Origin of the sequence: Streptomyces sp. CA-135486, from assembly GCF_050936555.1 — a bacterium.
GTDB lineage: Bacteria > Actinomycetota > Actinomycetes > Streptomycetales > Streptomycetaceae > Streptomyces.
In genome coordinates, this window is the sequence record NZ_JBNJMM010000002.1 from 3,401,938 (window position 1) to 3,418,350 (window position 16,413).

The 16,413-nt window shown below is 71.2% G+C and carries 13 protein-coding genes; 12 read left to right on the forward strand and 1 reads right to left on the reverse strand.

The window, feature by feature from the left end; all coding sequences use genetic code 11:
• Positions 1-7 precede the first annotated feature (7 nt).
• The 8 genes from ACQEVG_RS35070 to ACQEVG_RS35105 all read left to right on the forward strand — a co-directional run bounded on the left by ACQEVG_RS35070 (position 8) and on the right by ACQEVG_RS35105 (position 10,982).
• Positions 8-817 (forward strand): alpha/beta fold hydrolase, encoded by an 810-nt coding sequence (locus tag ACQEVG_RS35070; protein WP_432991464.1) that lies wholly within the window; start codon positions 8-10, stop codon positions 815-817.
• Positions 814-1,983 carry a glycosyltransferase gene (locus tag ACQEVG_RS35075; protein WP_432991466.1) on the forward strand — a complete coding sequence of 390 codons (1,170 nt, stop codon included), beginning with the start codon at positions 814-816 and terminating at the stop codon, positions 1,981-1,983. The genes ACQEVG_RS35070 and ACQEVG_RS35075 overlap by 4 nt, the downstream gene beginning before the upstream one ends.
• The gene (locus ACQEVG_RS35080) at positions 1,980-3,845 is read left to right on the forward strand and encodes a methyltransferase domain-containing protein (RefSeq protein ID WP_432991468.1); all 1,866 of its coding nucleotides are present in this window, start codon (positions 1,980-1,982) and stop codon (positions 3,843-3,845) included. The genes ACQEVG_RS35075 and ACQEVG_RS35080 overlap by 4 nt, the downstream gene beginning before the upstream one ends.
• A gap of 5 nt (positions 3,846-3,850) precedes the next feature.
• Positions 3,851-4,726, forward strand: coding sequence for a galactokinase (locus tag ACQEVG_RS35085; protein WP_432991470.1), 876 nt, complete (start codon positions 3,851-3,853; stop codon positions 4,724-4,726).
• Between the two features lie 82 nt (positions 4,727-4,808).
• Positions 4,809-6,389, forward strand: coding sequence for an adenosine deaminase family protein (locus ACQEVG_RS35090; RefSeq protein WP_432991472.1), 1,581 nt, complete (start codon positions 4,809-4,811; stop codon positions 6,387-6,389).
• Between the two features lie 77 nt (positions 6,390-6,466).
• A complete protein-coding gene (locus tag ACQEVG_RS35095; RefSeq protein ID WP_432991474.1) occupies positions 6,467-6,997 on the forward strand; it encodes a hypothetical protein in 531 nt (176 codons plus the stop codon).
• 313 nt (positions 6,998-7,310) lie between these two features.
• A complete protein-coding gene (locus ACQEVG_RS35100) occupies positions 7,311-10,691 on the forward strand; it encodes a pyruvate carboxylase (RefSeq protein ID WP_432991476.1) in 3,381 nt (1,126 codons plus the stop codon).
• Between the two features lie 27 nt (positions 10,692-10,718).
• Positions 10,719-10,982: a zinc-binding dehydrogenase gene (locus ACQEVG_RS35105; RefSeq protein ID WP_432991478.1), complete on the forward strand. Its 264-nt coding sequence runs from the start codon at positions 10,719-10,721 to the stop codon at positions 10,980-10,982.
• Between the two features lie 60 nt (positions 10,983-11,042).
• Here ACQEVG_RS35105 and ACQEVG_RS35110 read toward each other — a convergent pair whose 3' ends face one another.
• Positions 11,043-11,567: a hypothetical protein gene (locus ACQEVG_RS35110; RefSeq protein WP_432991480.1), complete on the reverse strand. Its 525-nt coding sequence runs from the start codon at positions 11,565-11,567 to the stop codon at positions 11,043-11,045.
• 182 nt (positions 11,568-11,749) lie between these two features.
• Here ACQEVG_RS35110 and ACQEVG_RS35115 point away from each other — a divergent pair, with 182 nt between their 5' ends.
• From ACQEVG_RS35115 to ACQEVG_RS35130, 4 genes are read left to right on the forward strand one after another with little or no spacing between them, the layout of a single operon-like run.
• Complete coding sequence (locus tag ACQEVG_RS35115; RefSeq protein WP_432991482.1) at positions 11,750-12,292, forward strand: (2Fe-2S)-binding protein; 543 nt, start codon at positions 11,750-11,752, stop codon at positions 12,290-12,292.
• Positions 12,289-14,676: a xanthine dehydrogenase family protein molybdopterin-binding subunit gene (locus ACQEVG_RS35120; protein WP_432991484.1), complete on the forward strand. Its 2,388-nt coding sequence runs from the start codon at positions 12,289-12,291 to the stop codon at positions 14,674-14,676. Before ACQEVG_RS35115 ends, ACQEVG_RS35120 begins: the two co-directional genes overlap by 4 nt.
• Positions 14,673-15,530, forward strand: coding sequence for an FAD binding domain-containing protein (locus ACQEVG_RS35125; protein WP_432991486.1), 858 nt, complete (start codon positions 14,673-14,675; stop codon positions 15,528-15,530). Before ACQEVG_RS35120 ends, ACQEVG_RS35125 begins: the two co-directional genes overlap by 4 nt.
• A 4-nt stretch (positions 15,531-15,534) precedes the next feature.
• Positions 15,535-16,413 (forward strand): AAA family ATPase, encoded by an 879-nt coding sequence (locus ACQEVG_RS35130; protein WP_432991488.1) that lies wholly within the window; start codon positions 15,535-15,537, stop codon positions 16,411-16,413.

The following is a 16,413-nucleotide window of genomic DNA, read 5'->3' on the forward strand; positions in this document are numbered from 1 at the left end:
GCCTGCCATGGCCGAGATCATCGCCAACTCCCTCCGCTTCCATGTCCAGCGCCTGCCCGCCGCCGACGCGGGCTCGGGCGCGACGGCCGTCTTCCTCCATGGCCTGGTCGTCGACAACCTCTCCAGCTTCTACGCCACGCTCGCCGTCCCCGCCGCCCGGGCCGGACACGACGTCGTGCTGTACGACCTGCGCGGCCACGGCCGCAGCGAGCGCCCGCCCACCGGATACGACACCCGGACCTCGGTGGCGGACCTGACGGCCCTGCTCGCCGCGATGGACCTCGAGGAACGCCCCGTACATCTCGTCGGCAACAGTTACGGCGGCACACTCGCACTGCACACCGCGCTCGCCCGCCCCGACCTCGTCGCCGGGCTCGTACTGATCGAGCCCCCGCTGAACGGGCCCTGGATCGAGAACATGCTCGACACGCTCTCCGTCGCCGCCCTCGGCCTCGAAGGCAGCCAGGTGCCGCGCGAACTCGCCTCGCTCGGCGCGCGCAAGGCCGCACGGCTGACCACCACGGCCGACGAACTCCTCAACCGCACCAGCCTGATCGACGACATCGCGGCGGCACGGACGTTCACGGCCGAGGACTTCGCCCGGGTGCGCTGTCCGGTGCTGGCCGTCTGCGGGGAGCACTCCGAACTCGTCCCCGGCGTCCGGGAACTGGCCCGCCACGCCCCCCGGTGCACCGTCCGCATCCTGCCGGGTCTCGGCCACGACGTCCTGCAGGGCGGCACCGGCGAGCTCCGCCGCGCGGTCCTCGACCGGCTGGCCGAGGCCGCGTTGCGGCAGCCCGAGGCGGTGACGGTATGAGGGTGCTGTTCGTCGTCCCGCCGCTCGCCGGACACCTCAACCCCACGGTCGCCGTCGCCACCGAACTCACCGCGCGCGGACACCAGGTGGCCTGGACCGGCCCCGCCGAGGTCCTGCCTGCTCTGCTGCCCGCACGCGCCACCCTCCTCCCCGCCGGCGACCGTACCGGGTCCGGGGGCTACGGCACGCTGCACGGCCGCTGGCGCGATCTGCGGGGCGTCGCCGCCCTGCGCTTTCTGTGGGAGGAGGCGCTCGTCCCGCTCGCCCACGCAATGCTGCCCGGAGTCGAGGCGGCGGTCGATGCGTACGCCCCCGATGTGCTCGTCGCCGACCAACAGGCCCTCGCCGGGGCGGTGATCGCCCGGCGGCGCGGACTGCCGTGGGTGACCTCCGCGACGACCACAGCCGAGTTCACCCGGCCCTTCGCCGGATTCCCCAAGGTGGGGGAGTGGGTGACGGACCGGATCGCCGGATTCCTGACCGAGGCCGGCGCGCCCGCGGACTGGGACCCGCGCTTCTCGGACCGATTGGTCCTGGTCTTCTCCACCCCCGAACTCCTCGGCGCGGACGATGCAGGTCCCGATCACCACGCCTTCGTCGGACCCGCGCTGGGCGTGCGCCCGGCAGACGCCTCGTCCTTCCCCTGGCGGCGGCTGGATCCCGTACGACGCCGGGTGCTGGTCTCGCTCGGCACCCTCAACCGCGAGGCGGGCGGCCGTTTCTACACCGCGGTCCTGCGGGCCGCGGAGCGCCTGGCCGACCAGGTCCAGCTGATCGTGGCAGCACCCGCGGACGTGGTCGGCGAGGTGCGTGCGGACCATGTCCTGCTTCAGGAGTACGTCCCCCAACTCCCGCTCTTGGCACACCTCGACGCCGTGATCTGCCACGGCGGGCACAACACCGTCTGCGAGGCACTCGCCCACGGTCTGCCCCTGGTCGTCGCGCCGGTCCGCGACGACCAGCCGATCGTCGCGCAGCAGGTCGAGGCGGCCGGGGCAGGCATCCGGGTGCGCTTCGGCCGCCCCCGCGCGGACGAGATCCACGCCGCTCTGAGCGCCGTTCTCGACGGCCCGGACCACCGCCGGGCCGCCCGCCGTATCCAGGCATCCTTCGCGGCGGCCGGCGGTGCCGCGGCCGCGGCCGACAGGTTGGAGAAGCTGCTATGACACAGTCCCGTACGCGCCACGTCCCGTGGGCGGCGCTCGCCGCCCTGACCGGCCTCACCGCAGGCACGGTGCGGGCCCGCCGCCGACTGGCCGCCGTACCCGTGCTGGATCCGGCGGCCCCCGCGGACGGCGTGTCCCTGGACGGCTGGCAGCTGATCACCGGGCAGGGCGTCGAGGTCGACAAGGCCACCCTGACCGCCGCCGTCGCCCACGCGGAACGCACCGGCCTGCAACTCCTCGACCTGTTCCCCGGTCGCATCGACACGGAGCGCGCGCTGGCCCTGCTCCGTGATCTCGACCTCAAGGACTCCCGCTTCGCCCGCACGGGCAAGCTGCGCGGCGCAGGACACGCCGTACTTGTCGCGGACGGCGTCCGGGACCGGTCGGGAACCGAGGCAGGGACCGACCTCGGCACCGCGGAACTGCACACCATGCTCTGCCGGTTGAAGGAGTACGCCACCGCCGCGACCGGCACCGCCATCGCCCCCGGGCTGACCGCCCCGGCCCCCGACCTCGCCGGGCGCGTCGCGGAGCTGCGCGCCCAAGGACTGCCCCCGCGTCTGGTGGCCGCCGCTCAACTGGCCGGCCTGGTCCTGCTCGTCCGTGCGGCCGCCAAGGACCGCCGCTGGGGCGCCGCCGCGCTGGCCCTCTACTGGCTGCAACCCGCCCTGGTCCTCGGCGGCCCGCGCAGCCCGCTGCGCCCGGCGGACCTGTCGCGCGCCACGGCCGCGCGCCCACTGCACTCCTTCGGCGCCGCCCTGGGCACCGCGGCGAGCCACGATCCGAGCTCGGCAGAAACAGTGTCCGCGCTGGCAGCGCTGCGGCCCGCCTACACCGCCGACCTCAAGGAGGGCACCGAGCGGTTCCTCGAACCGCGCCGTCCCGACTGCCCCTGGTGCGGCTCGGCCGAACTCACCGTACGCGTGCAGATGCCTGATCTGTTCCAGGGCAAGCCCGGCCACTTCACCCTCGAAGAGTGCGGTGACTGCGGGCATGTCTTCCAGAACCCCCGCCTCTCCCTCGACGGCCTCGACTTCTACTACCGCGACTTCTACGACGGCCTCGGTGTCGGCGGCGCCGCCCATGTGTTCGGCACGATGGGCGCCTCGTACCGTGGCCGCGCGGCCATGCTGAAGCCGTTCGGCACGCCTGCAGCCTGGCTCGATGTGGGCACCGGCCACGGCCACTTCTGCGACAGCGCGCGCGAGATCTGGCCCGGGACCCGCTTCGACGGCCTGGACATGTCGGACGCCGTGCGCGAGGCCGAGGCCCGAGGCTGGATCGGCACCGCTCACCGGGGCCAGTTCCCCGAGCTCGCCCCCGGACTCGTCAACCGCTACGACACCGTCAGCATGTACCACTACCTCGAACACACCCGGGACCCGCTCGCCGAACTCGACGCGGCCGCCGAGGTGCTGCCGCCCGGCGGGCATCTGCTCATCGAGCTGCCCGACCCCGAGTCACGGCTCTCCCGGCTCCTCGGCCCGTACTGGCTGCCCTGGTTCCAGCCCCAGCACCAGCACCTCATCCCGATCGGCAACCTCCGGCAGGCGCTCGCCGACCGCGGGTTCACGGTCCTGGCCGAGGAGCACGCCGAGGCCCATCAGGCGTGCGACTTCGTCGGCGCCGTGCTGCTCACCGCGAACCGGCTCGCCCCCAATCCGTACGCCCCGTGGGGAGCGGGCAATGCCACCGTGCCGCGGCGGGCCTTCCGCACAGCCGTACAGACCGTGGCGCTGCCGTGCTACGCCGTCGCCGCGGCCCTGGACAGAGTGCGCGCGGCAGTGGCCCGTGCCACCGACGGGGGCAACGCCTACCGACTGATCGCCCGCAGGACGCAGGCGGCCCCCGGGCCGCGGTGACGGGCATGCTGGACATCGCCCGCCGCCACACGGCCGACCCGCTCTTCCGGCTGGTCGCCTACGCCCTCGAATCGGCACACGACCGGCCTCCGGCCACGGTGTGGAGCGCCCCGCACGCCTTCCACCTCGGCTCGCCGCATCTCGTCGCCGCGGCCGGCTGGCCCGTGGCCGCCGCCGCGGCACCGCGCGAAGACGGCGTCGTACGGCTGAGTTCGCTCGGCCACCCCGCACACAGCTGCGAACTACCGCTCGGCGGCCCGCCGTCGCCCCACCCCGACTGGGCAGCCCGTACCTACGCCCTGCTGCGGACCATGGCCCGCCACGGATACGGCCGCGGCGGCATCGACCTGCACATCCACTCCACGCTGACCGCCGCGACCGGGCTGTCGAGCGCCGAACCGCTGGAGTGCGTGGTGGCGCTCGCGGTCGCCGACCTGCACGCCGGACGCAGCCGACCGCGCCCGCCGCGCGGCAGGCTCGCCGCCCTCGCGCGGGCCGCCGTGCCCGGCGGCGACGAGGCCCTGCGCGAGGCAGTGCTGTTCACCCGCCCAGGCCGGGCACTGCTGCTCGGCGAGCACGGCAGGCGCCGCGTTCGCTTCGACCCGGCCGAGTACGGGGCCCGGCTGATGCTGCTGGTGACCCGCGGCGAAAGCCCGGGCCCGGGCGAGATACAGCGCGTCGTGGCGAGCGCCCGGCGCGGGGGCGCGACGGCCGCTTGGTGGCCCGGGCTGCGGCCGGAGCGCAGCGCCCTGGTGCTGCTCCCGCAGGACCGGGTGAGTGACATCCGCACCACCGTCGCCGAGGAATTACGCACCGGCGGACACCGTGTGCCGCGCTTCGTGAACATCACCGTGGCGGGTGCGGCCCGCCGCGAGGAGTGAGGGCACCGGACGTGTCGGCTCTTTCAGGTGATCGTGGCCCGTCACCGGGGTGCTTCGGGACGGTGCTGGCCACTATGGCCACATGATCAACAAGAGTCACGGCCTTGCGCGGAGTCGTCGGTCGGTGCCGCTTGCCCTCGCGCTGACGATGCTCGCCGTAACGCCGGTCGCCGCCGCCGGTGCCGACACCGGTGCGGTCCCGGCTCCGGCCGCCGAGCGCCGCGTAACGGCCTACCTGGAGAGCATCCATGACCAGCCGGAGGAACTCGCCTCGTTCTTCCGCCGACTGCCCAAGGGCGGCGACCTGCACAGCCATCTCTCCGGCGCCGCGTCGACCGAACTGCTGATGCACCTGGCCGTCGCGGACGGTCTCTGCATCGAGAACGACACCCAGCGGGCTCTCCCGCCGCCCTGTCCGGCGAGCAGCCGGCCCGCCGCCGGGTTGAACACCGACGCCCGCTTCCGGCAACAGGTGCTGCGTGCCTGGTCGATGCAGGACTTCACACCCGGCGCCGAGTCCGGGCACGATCACTTCTTCGCCACGTTCGGCAAGTTCGGCGAGGCGACCTGGCGACATCCCGGGAAACTGATGGCCGAGGTCTCGAACACGGTGGCCGGGCAGAACCAGTTCTACCAAGAGCTGATGATCACGCCGACCAGCCAGGGTGCCAGGACACTCGCCGACCGGGTCGGCTACGACGCGAATCTGCCCCGGCTGCACCGCAAGCTGCTCGCCGACGGCGCGATGGACCGGGTCGTGCGGCAGGCCCAGGCCGAAGCGGACCGGGGACTCGCGGAGTTCCGCGCCGTCGCCCACTGCGACAGCGCACATCCGGACCCGGGCTGCGCGGTGCCGTTTCTGTTCATCTCGCAGGTGTCGCGGAACTCAACTCCGGAGCGGGTGTTCACCCAGATGGTGCTGGCCATGGAACTGGCCGAACGCGACCCGCGGTTCGCCGCGGTGAACCTGGTCCAGCCCGAGGACGGGACGGAATCCCTGCGGGACTACCGCCTGCACATGCGGATGCTCGACCATCTGCACGGCGTGCACCCCCGGGCGCACATCACCCTGCACGCCGGCGAACTGGCCCCCGGCCTGGTCAAGCCCGAGGACCTGGCCTTTCACATCCTGGAGGCGGTGAACGTAGCAGGGGCCGAGCGCATCGGGCACGGCGTCGACATCCGGCACGAGGACGGGAGGGACGAACTCCTGAAGACCATGGCCGCGCGCCATGTCGCGGTCGAGGTCCCACTCAGCAGCAACGACCAGATCCTCGGCGTGTCGGGCCCCGAACATCCCTTCCCGCTCTACCGGCAGCGTGGCGTCCCCGTCGTGCTAGCCACGGATGACGCGGGGGTCTCCCGGATCACCATCAGCGACGAATACGAGCGCGCGGCCCGGACGTACGACCTCTCCTACCGCGACCTGAAGGACCTGGCCCGCGCCTCACTCGAGTACGCCTTCCTGCCGGGCCGCAGCCTGTGGGACGCACCCGGCCGCTACCGCCGGGTGCGCGAGTGCCGCGCCGGGCGACCGGGGGAGCGCGAACCGGGCCCCGGCTGTTCGGCATTGCTCGCCGCCAGCCCGAAGGCGAGCGTGGAATGGCACCAGGAGGCGGCGTTCACGGCTTTCGAGCGGGAGGTTCTCGCGTCCCGGCCCTGAACGGATGCCCGGCCGGGGAGTGAGGCCGCCGGGGGGTCCACTGGTCTCGCACAGCTTCGTCGTCCATACTGCCCGCCGTGGACCAGCGCATAGATCCAGATATTCAGCTCGAGGGCACCGTTGGGACGGACCCGGCGTACATTCCCGGCCTCAGTCTCCCGCGCCCTGCCGGGACGGAGGAGGCAGACCCGGAGCAGACCCGGGAGGGAAAGCCCGACGAGGCCGCCCCGCAAGACGCCGAGCCGCACGACTCCCAGGCGGAGGGCGGCGCCGAAGATACGGCTGCCGTCGGTGAGAAAGCCGCCGCCACGGAGGCGGAGGAGGCAGGCGGTCCCGTCTTCGAGGTCAGCGACCGGCGTGGGTCGATCACCGTGGACCGCGACGGTGTCCGGTTCCGGCTGGACGACCAGGAGGCCGAGTTCCGGTGGGACGAGATCGGGGCAGTCGAGGTCAAATCGCCGCGATTCGGGCGCCGGTTCGCCGTCACGGTCCACCTCTCGACCCGCCGCTGGTTCGACGCCGAGGTCGAGGCCCCGGCCAGGAGCCTCCTCAAGGACTGGACGGCAGAGCTCGACGCGGTCCTCGACACCTACTTCGAGGAGACCTGACCGGCCCGTCCGGCGATCCCGCCGTCAGGGTCTCTCGCCGAGTGATGACGGCACGGGCGTGAACGGGTCGTAGCAGGTGCCCGCGGTGCCCGCAGCGTGTTCAACGCCACGGACGACTACCCGCGATCTGGTCAGAGGCCGTCGGGTACGGTGACGAACGCTCCGGCCTCCGAAGTATGGAGTCCGGCAGCACGGCCGATCGTCATCGTCGACGTCGGCCGATCTGGTGTACAGACCAGCAAACTCATCGACACCGTCCACGAGGACGCCGGATGCCATGGCGGCGCCCGGTGCGACACGACAGGGGAGTTTGATGTTCCGCAAGGTATTGGTCGCCAACCGAGGTGAGATCGCCATCCGCGCGTTCCGCGCGGCGTTCGAGCTCGGCATCTCCACGGTGGCGGTGTTCCCTTACGAGGACCGCAACTCACTGCACCGGGCCAAGGCGGACGAGGCGTACCAAATCGGTGAACGCGGCCATCCCGTACGGGCGTACCTCTCGGTCGATGAGGTGATCAAGGCAGCGCGCAAGGCCGGCGCCGACGCGATCTACCCCGGCTACGGCTTTCTGTCGGAGAACCCGGACCTGGCCGCAGCCTGCGCGGAGGCAGGGATCACCTTTGTCGGACCGCCCGCGTCCGTACTGCACCTGACGGGCAACAAGTCCCGTGCCGTCGCGGCGGCGCGGGAGGCCGGCGTCCCGGTGCTCGAGTCGTCGGAGCCGTCCACGGACGTGGACGTGCTGCTCGCGGCCGCCGACGGCATCGGTTTCCCGCTGTTCGTCAAGGCCGTCGCAGGTGGCGGCGGACGGGGCATGCGCCGGGTGGCCGAACCCGGGGAGCTGCGGGAGTCGATCGACGCGGCCATGCGCGAGGCGAAGTCCGCGTTCGGCGATGCGACGGTCTTCCTCGAGCAGGCCGTGGTGAATCCGCGCCACATCGAGGTGCAGATCCTGGCCGACGCGCAGGGCAATGTCGTGCACCTGTACGAGCGGGACTGCTCGGTGCAGCGGCGTCACCAGAAGGTCGTCGAGATCGCGCCCGCACCGCATCTGGACCCCCGCCTGCGCGAGCGGATCTGTGCCGACGCCGTCGCATTCGCCCGTCACATCGGGTACGTGAACGCGGGCACCGTGGAGTTTCTCGTCGACGAGCGCGGCAACCACGTCTTCATCGAGATGAACCCGCGCATCCAGGTGGAGCACACGGTGACCGAGCAGGTCACCGGCCGGGACCTGGTGATCGGGCAACTGCGCATCGCCGCGGGTATGACTCTGCGCGAACTGCGCCTGACCCAGGACGACATCGTGCTGAACGGCACCGCACTCCAGTGCCGCATCACCACCGAGGACCCCGCCAACGGCTTCCGGCCCGATACCGGCGTCATCTCCGCCTACCGCTCACCGGGCGGGCCCGGCGTCCGGCTCGACGGTGGCACCGTGCACACCGGCGCCGAGGTGTCGGCGCACTTCGACTCGATGCTGGTCAAGCTCACCTGCCACGGCCACGACTTCGCCAACGCCGCCCGCCGCGCGCGCCGGGCGATCGCCGAGTTCCGCATCCGTGGGGTCGCCACCAACCTGCCCTTCCTCGGCGCCGTACTGGACCACCCGGAATTCCGGGCGGGCCGCATCACGACCAGCTTCATCGACGAGCATCCGGAGTTGATGCGGGCCCGTCCGTCGGCCGACCGCGGCAGCCGCATGCTGAGCTACCTCGCCGAGACCACGGTCAACCGGCCCCACGGTCCCCGCCCGGACGTCATCGACCCCATCGACAAGCTTCCTCCCACGTCACTGGGCGCGCCGCCGCCCGACGGCTCCCGGCAGCGCCTCGCGGAACTCGGACCGGAAGCGTTCGCCGCCGCACTGCGCCGTCAGTCGGCCGTCGCCGTTACGGACACGACGTTCCGTGACGCGCACCAGTCCCTGCTCGCGACCCGGGTGCGGACCCGCGATCTGCTGGCCGTGGCTCCGCATGTCGCACGTACGGCGCCGCAGCTGCTCAGCCTGGAGTGCTGGGGCGGCGCGACCTACGACGTGGCGCTGCGATTCCTGGCCGAGGACCCCTGGGAGCGACTCGCGGCCATCCGGGAGGCGGTACCCAATGTCTGCACACAGATGCTGCTGCGCGGGCGCAACACGGTTGGCTACACGCCCTATCCGACGGAAGTGACGGAAGCGTTCGTCGCCGAGGCCGCAGCGACCGGGATGGACATCTTCCGGATCTTCGACGCGCTCAACGACGTCTCACAGATGCGCCCGGCGATCGACGCGGTGCGTGCCACGGGCACGGCCCTGGCCGAGGTCGCGCTCTGCTACACCGCGGATCTGTCGGACCCCGGCGAGACGCTCTACACGCTGGACTACTACCTGCGCCTGGCCGAGCAGATCGTTGAAGCGGGCGCGCACGTACTCGCGATCAAGGACATGGCCGGGCTGCTGCGCCCGCCCGCCGCCCGGACGCTGGTGACGGCGCTGCGCGAGCGGTTCGACCTCCCGGTGCATCTGCACACCCACGACACGGCGGGCGGACAGCTCGCGACGCTGATCGCCGCGATCGACGCGGGGGTCGACGCCGTCGACGCCGCGGTCGCCTCGATGGCGGGCACCACCAGCCAGCCGTCCCTGTCGGCACTGGTGGCGGCGACGGACCATACGGACCGGGCGACCGGGTTGTCGCTGCAGGCCGTCGGGGATCTGGAGCCGTACTGGGAGGCGACGCGGAAGGTCTACGCGCCGTTCGAGTCCGGTCTTGCCTCGCCCACGGGGCGGGTGTACCACCACGAGATCCCCGGCGGGCAGCTGTCGAACCTGCGCCAGCAAGCCATCGCGCTCGGCCTCGGCGACCGCTTCGAGCTGATCGAGGACTGCTACGCGGCGGCGGACCGGATGCTGGGCCGGCTGGTGAAGGTGACTCCGTCGTCGAAGGTGGTGGGCGACCTCGCGCTGCATCTGGTCGGAGCCGGGGTCGAGGCCGCGGACTTCGAGTCCGACCCCGGCAAGTTCGACGTGCCGGACTCGGTGATCGGCTTCCTGCGCGGCGAGTTGGGCGACCCGCCCGGGGGATGGCCCGAGCCGTTCCGCACGCGCGCGTTGCAGGGCCGCCCGCCGGAGGCGAAGGCCCCCACGCTGTCGGCCGAGGACCGGCGCAGTCTGCAGGACGCGCCCCGGGCGACGCTGAACCGGCTGCTGTTCCCGGGCCCGACCAAGGAGTTCGACACCCACCGTGAGGCGTACGGCGACACCTCCGTACTGCGTACGCAGGACTTCTTCTACGGCTTGGAACCGGAGACCGAGCACACGGTCACCCTTGAGCCCGGCGTCACGCTGCTGATTGAACTGGAAGCCATCTCCGAGGCCGACGAACGGGGCTTCCGCACGGTGGTGGCCACGCTCAACGGGCAGCTGCGGCCGGTGGCGGTGCGGGACAAGTCCATCGCCACGGAGGTCAAAGCGGCGGAGAAGGCCGAGCGGGGCAACGACCGCCATGTCGCTGCGCCGTTCGCCGGGGTGGTCACGCTGCAGGTTGAGGAGGGCGCATCGGTGTCGGTCGGGCAGACGGTGGCGACCATCGAGGCCATGAAGATGGAGGCCTCCATCACCGCCCAGCGTGCCGGCACCGTTCAGCGGCTGGCGATCGGCAGGATCCAGCAGGTCGAGGCAGGCGACCTGCTGATCGAGATCAACGGCTGACGCCGACATCGGCGACGACCCGAAGGCGTGGCGGTCGCCGCGTCTTCGGGTCATCGGGCGGACGGGAGGAGCCCACGGCGGCGCTCCTCGCACCGGAGCGGTGGCCGGGGCGCCCGGATCGGCTCGTTCCAGGCAGAGCCGGGCGATCTCGAGGACCTGGGGGCCCGGGCGGCGGACGGGCGGCTGCGGGTCGAGATCGGTGGCCGTTACGCGTTCGAGGACGCCGCGCAGGCAGTCCTCGACTTCGCCCAGAAGCACATCCGGGGCAAGGTCCTCATCACCGTGACATGAGTGAGGCGTGGGCGCCGGCGAAGTTCCGTACGCGCGCCTCCGGCCGGGCCGGGGGCGAGGTCATGCGGCGTCGGGGCCTTGCGCCCGTACCTGCTGAACGTGCTCGAGGGAGTCGCGCAGGTCGCCCAGCCACTCGTCCGCGTTGCGCTGCACCAGACGCACGCACCAGGCCAGCGCCTCGCTGCGGCTTCGGGCGACGCCGCCCGCGATCAAGGTGTCGAGTGCCTGGCGTTCGGGCTGGCGCAGTCGGGTCATCACGGGTGCCGCGACCGTGGTGTACATGGCTCGCCTGCCCCCGCACTCCACACCCCACGAGACCTTGCGCCCGAAGCGCTTCTCGGCCTCGCGCGCGACCGCGATGCGCTCATCCCGAGTTCGCTCGCGGAACTCCGAGATGCGCCCGTCCAGGGACGCGTCGCGTTCCACCTCGGATGCTTCCGCACCGAGTTCGGGCTCCGGGATCCGGCCGATGACGGTGATCTCCTCACGGTCCACGGTGACGTCGAGGAGTTCGACGAAGAGTCCCTCCGGCAGCCGCCCGGCGAACCAGCCGCGCAGCGCCTGTTCCTGCTCCTTTGTAATCACGTAATCCAGATTACGCCGCACGGGCGTGGAGGGAAGGGGCTCAGCCCAGGGCGTAATGCGGCGCTGCTCCCGTGCGCATCGGGCGGCGTCGGAGGGCTCGCGTGGCCCCATGCCCCGGCCTAAAGTTGCGTATATCGGGGCGGAATGACAGATACCTCCTGCCCGTGTCTCTGGGAGGGCACATGACCCGTATCTCGTTGGCGGTTGACGGCACGACGTACGAGGACGAGGTGGAGCCCCGTCTTCTCCTGGTGCACTACCTGCGCGACCGTCTGGGCCTCACCGGAACACCCGTCGGATGTGACACCACCAATTGCGGGGCCTGCACGATCGACCTCGATGGTGACAGCGTCAAGAGCTGCACGGTGCTCGCCGTGCAGGCCGACGGCTGCGAGGTGACGACCATCCAAGGGCTCGCCACCGACGCAGAATGGGATCCGCTGCAGACGGCGTTCCATCAGCAGCACGCCTTGCAGTGCGGCTACTGCACCCCCGGCATGATCATGGCCGCGCGGGACCTGCTCAAGGAGAACCCCGACCCGACGCCGGACGAGATCCGCCACGGTCTCGAGGGCAATCTCTGCCGGTGCACCGGCTACCAGAACATCGTCCGCGCTGTCCTCGCCGCGGCCGCCGAAGAGCGGCGCCGCCGCGCGCCCGCGCCCCATGCCGCGACAGAAACAGCCACGCCCAAGGCCCCGGCCGGGCGGGAGGCGCCGGTATGACCGATCAGCTTTCTGCCCCCGAAGCAACCGCCGAAGTCGGTCGCTCCCGCATCCGCAAGGAAGACGCCCGATTCCTCACAGGCCGGACCACCTGGACCGACAACATCGCCGTCCCGGGCCTGCTGCACATGGCCATCCTGCGCAGCCCCATGGCACACGCCACCATCGACCGCGTCGACGTCTCGCCAGCGCTCCGGCGCCCTGGCGTGATCGCCGCTTTCAGCGGACGCGACCTGGCCGACGAGCTCGGCTCCATGCCCTGTGTGTGGCCGGTGACCGAAGACATCGTCATGCCCGACCACCCACCGATCGCCGTCGACGAGGTCCGGTACGCCGGCGACCCCGTGGCCATCGTCATCGCGCGCGACAGCTACGCGGCGGCCGATGCGCTGGAAGCCGTAGAAGTCGACTACACGCCACTGCCTCCCGTACTCGACCTGGAGGCCGCACTGGCCGACGGCTCCCCGCTGGTCCACTCCGACAAGGGCACGAACCGCTGCTACACCTGGCCGCTCGCCACGGGCGACTACGAAGCGGAGAAGGCCCGGGCCGACCTGGTGGTCCGCCGCCGTTACACCCAGCAGCGCCTCATCCCGAACGCGATGGAGCCGAGGGCCGTCGTCGCCACTCCGCCCACAGCGTCCAACGAATACACCCTGTACTCATCGACCCAGGTCCCTCACGTGGCCCGGGTGACGCTCTCGATGGTCACCGGGATTCCCGAACACAAGCTGCGGGTGATCGCCCCGGACGTCGGCGGCGGCTTCGGCTCCAAGCTCCAGGTATACGGCGAGGAAGCCGTTGCCCTCGCCGTGGCCAGGCGGCTCGGCCGGCCGGTCAAGTGGACCGAATCCCGGTCGGAGGGCTACCAGGCCACCCACCACGGCCGCGGCCAGATCCAGGACATTGAGATCGCCGCGACCCGGGACGGCAAGGTGCTTGGCCTGCGGGTCGACCTGCTCGCCGACATGGGCGCCTACCTGATGCTGATCACACCAGGCACCCCGCTTCTCGGCGCGTTCATGTACTGCGGGATCTACAAAATGAACGCGTACGACTTCACGTGCACCGGCGTCTTCACCACCAAGACGCCCACGGACGCCTATCGCGGCGCGGGCCGTCCGGAGGCGACGTTCGCGATCGAGCGCACCATGGACGAACTGGCCGCGGAGCTCGGCCTCGACCCGATGGAGCTGCGCCGCCGCAACTGGATCGGCCACGACGAGTTCCCGTACACCACCATCGCGGGGCTCACCTACGACAGCGGCAACTACGAAGCGGCCACCGACCGGGCGCTCGCCCTCTTCGGCTACGACGACCTTCGGGCCGAGCAGCGCGCGCGAAACGAACGAGGCGACCCGGTGCGGCTGGGCATCGGCATCTCCACCTACACCGAGATGTGCGGCCTGGCGCCGAGCCGGATCCTGCGCGATCTGCGCTACGTCGCCGGAGGCTGGGAGGCGGCCAGCATCCATATGCTGCCCACCGGCAAGGTCGAGATCGCCACCGGCACCAGCCCGCACGGGCAGGGGCACGCCACCTGCTGGAGCCAGATCGCGGCCGACGTGCTCGGCGTGCCCTTCGACGACATCGAGGTGGTGCACGGCGACACCAAGGCGGTGCCCCAGGGCATGGACACCTACGGCTCCCGCTCCCTGGTGGTGGGTGGACTCGCCGTCCACCACGCCGCGCAGAAGGTGGTGGCCAAGGCGCGCAAGGTCGCCGCGCATCTGCTGGAAGCGAGCGAGGCCGACCTGGAGTTCTCCGACGGGACCTTCTCGGTGAAGGGATCGCCGGAGGCAACGAAAACCATCCAGGAAGTGGCCTTCGCGACGTTCTCCTCCCACGACCTGCCCGACGGAATGGAACCGACGATCAACGCCGAGCACCTGGTCGACCCGGACACCTTCTCCTTCCCGCACGGCACCCACCTGTGTGCGATCGAGGTCGACACCGAGACCGGCCGTGCCCGGATCCGCAGCTACGTGTGCGTCGACGACGTCGGAAAGACCATCAACCCCATGATCGTCGAGGGGCAGATACACGGCGGTGTGGCACAGGGCGTCGCCCAGGCGCTCTATGAGGAAGCGGTGTACGACACCGAGGGCAATCTGGTCACCGGCACCATGGCGGACTACCTGGTGCCCTCCGCGGTGGACCTGCCCGACTTCGTCACCGACCGCACGGAAACCCCGGCGACGTCCAACCCTCTGGGCGTCAAGGGCGCCGGCGAGACCGGCACCATCGCGTCCACACCGGCCGTCGTCAACGCGGTCCTGGACGCGCTGCGGCCGCTCGGTGTGACCGATGTGGACATGCCCTGCACGCCGCAGCGGATCTGGCAGGCCGTCCAACAGGCCAGGGCCGGGAAGGAGTCGTCATGATTCCCGCTGCATTCGACTACGCACGGCCGCAGACGGTCGACGAAGCGGTACGCGCCCTGGCGGACGGCGGCGAGGACGCCAAGGTCCTGGCCGGCGGGCAGAGCCTGATCCCCCTTCTGCGGCTGCGGCTCGCCTTCCCCGAACTGCTGGTGGACGTGGGCCGGATCCCGGAGCTGCGCGGCGTCCGCGACGACGGCGACGCGCTCGTCATCGGGTCCATGACGACACACCACGACGTCATCAACGATCCGCTGGTGCGCCGCCACGCCGGGCTGCTGGCCGCGGCGACCGCGACGGTCGCCGACCCCTCCGTACGCCATCGCGGCACGCTCGGCGGCTCGCTCTCCCACGCCGATCCGGCGGGGGACCTGCCCGCGGTGCTGCTCGCCCTGGACGGTGAGATGACCGCGCAGGGGCCCGAGGGCCGGCGCACCATCCCGGCACGCGAATTCTTCACCGACTACCTGCAAACAGCGCTGCTGCCGGACGAAGTGCTGGTCGAGGTCCGGATTCCGCTGAGCGACAACTGGGGTTTCCACTACGAGAAGTTCCATCAGGTCGCACAGGCCTGGGCGATCGTGGGCGTGGCAGCGATGGTGCGGCGCGACGACGGCCACCTCGTCGAATCCCGGGTCGCCCTCACCAACATGGGTGCAACGCCCCTGCGCGCGACCGCCACCGAAGAGGCGCTCGCCGGGGCGGACGCCGACCCGGCAGCGGTGGCGCGGGCTGCCGGGTCGGCAGCGGAGGGCACCCACCCGGCGTCCGACCTGTCGGCCTCGCCCGAGTACCGCGAACACCTCGCGCGCGTGCTCACCCGGCGAGCGGTGCTGGCTGCGGCCGGGATGGAGTGAGGGTGTGACACAAGGGCCGGACGAGCTGCGAGCTCGACTGGAGAAGACCGGCTATCTCGTCGACGACGGTCTCGCCATCGCATGCTTCCTGGCCCTGAAACTGCACCGGCCGATCTTCTGCGAGGGCGACGCGGGCACGGGCAAGACCGCGCTGGCCTCCGCCCTTGCGCAGGTCCTCGACGCACCCCTGATCCGTCTTCAGTGCTACGAGGGCATCGACGCCTCCCAGGCCCTGTACGACTGGGACTTTCCGCGCCAGCTGCTGCATCTGCGGGCCGCCGAAGCCGCCGGCGTCACCGATGCCGACTCGCTGGAGAGCGAGTTGTACAGCAGGCGCTTCCTCATTGCGCGTCCGCTGCTGCAGGCCCTGGAGACGCAGCCCTGCGTGCTCCTTGTCGATGAAGTCGACCGGGCCGACGACGAGTTCGAGGCCTTCTTGCTGGAACTGCTCTCCGAGTACAGCGTCACCGTCCCCGAGCTGGGCACCCTTGGAACCTCGTCGCCGCCCACGGTGGTACTCACCTCGAATCGCACCCGGGAGGTCCACGATGCGCTGAAACGGCGCTGCCTGTACCACTGGTTCGACCACCCCGGCTTCGAACGCGAACTCGCCATCGTCCGCAGACGGCAGCCCCAGGTGACCGAACGGCTCGCCGCTCAGGTGACCGCCGTCGTACAGACACTGCGCAACCAGGATCTGCTCAAGCCGCCCGGAGTGGCCGAGACCATCGACTGGGCCCAGGCCCTCGACGCACTCGGCGCGACAGAACTTGATGCGGAGCTGGCCCTCGCCACGCTCGGCTCGGTACTGAAATACCGCGAGGACGCGGAACGGGCCCGGTCCCTGGATCTGTCCGCGGTCCTCGCGGCGAGGGGAACGTGA

What these genes read in the sequence shown, in the direction of transcription:
- ACQEVG_RS35090 (WP_432991472.1), top strand. Translation starts at nt 4,809, where the DNA reads ATGATCAACAAGAGTCACGGCCTTGCGCGGAGTCGTCGGTCGGTGCCG.
- ACQEVG_RS35080 (WP_432991468.1), top strand. Translation starts at nt 1,980, where the DNA reads ATGACACAGTCCCGTACGCGCCACGTCCCGTGGGCGGCGCTCGCCGCC.
- ACQEVG_RS35085 (WP_432991470.1), top strand. Translation starts at nt 3,851, where the DNA reads ATGCTGGACATCGCCCGCCGCCACACGGCCGACCCGCTCTTCCGGCTG.
- ACQEVG_RS35070 (WP_432991464.1), top strand. Translation starts at nt 8, where the DNA reads ATGGCCGAGATCATCGCCAACTCCCTCCGCTTCCATGTCCAGCGCCTG.
- ACQEVG_RS35100 (WP_432991476.1), top strand. Translation starts at nt 7,311, where the DNA reads ATGTTCCGCAAGGTATTGGTCGCCAACCGAGGTGAGATCGCCATCCGC.
- ACQEVG_RS35075 (WP_432991466.1), top strand. Translation starts at nt 814, where the DNA reads ATGAGGGTGCTGTTCGTCGTCCCGCCGCTCGCCGGACACCTCAACCCC.
- ACQEVG_RS35115 (WP_432991482.1), top strand. Translation starts at nt 11,750, where the DNA reads ATGACCCGTATCTCGTTGGCGGTTGACGGCACGACGTACGAGGACGAG.
- ACQEVG_RS35120 (WP_432991484.1), top strand. Translation starts at nt 12,289, where the DNA reads ATGACCGATCAGCTTTCTGCCCCCGAAGCAACCGCCGAAGTCGGTCGC.
- ACQEVG_RS35125 (WP_432991486.1), top strand. Translation starts at nt 14,673, where the DNA reads ATGATTCCCGCTGCATTCGACTACGCACGGCCGCAGACGGTCGACGAA.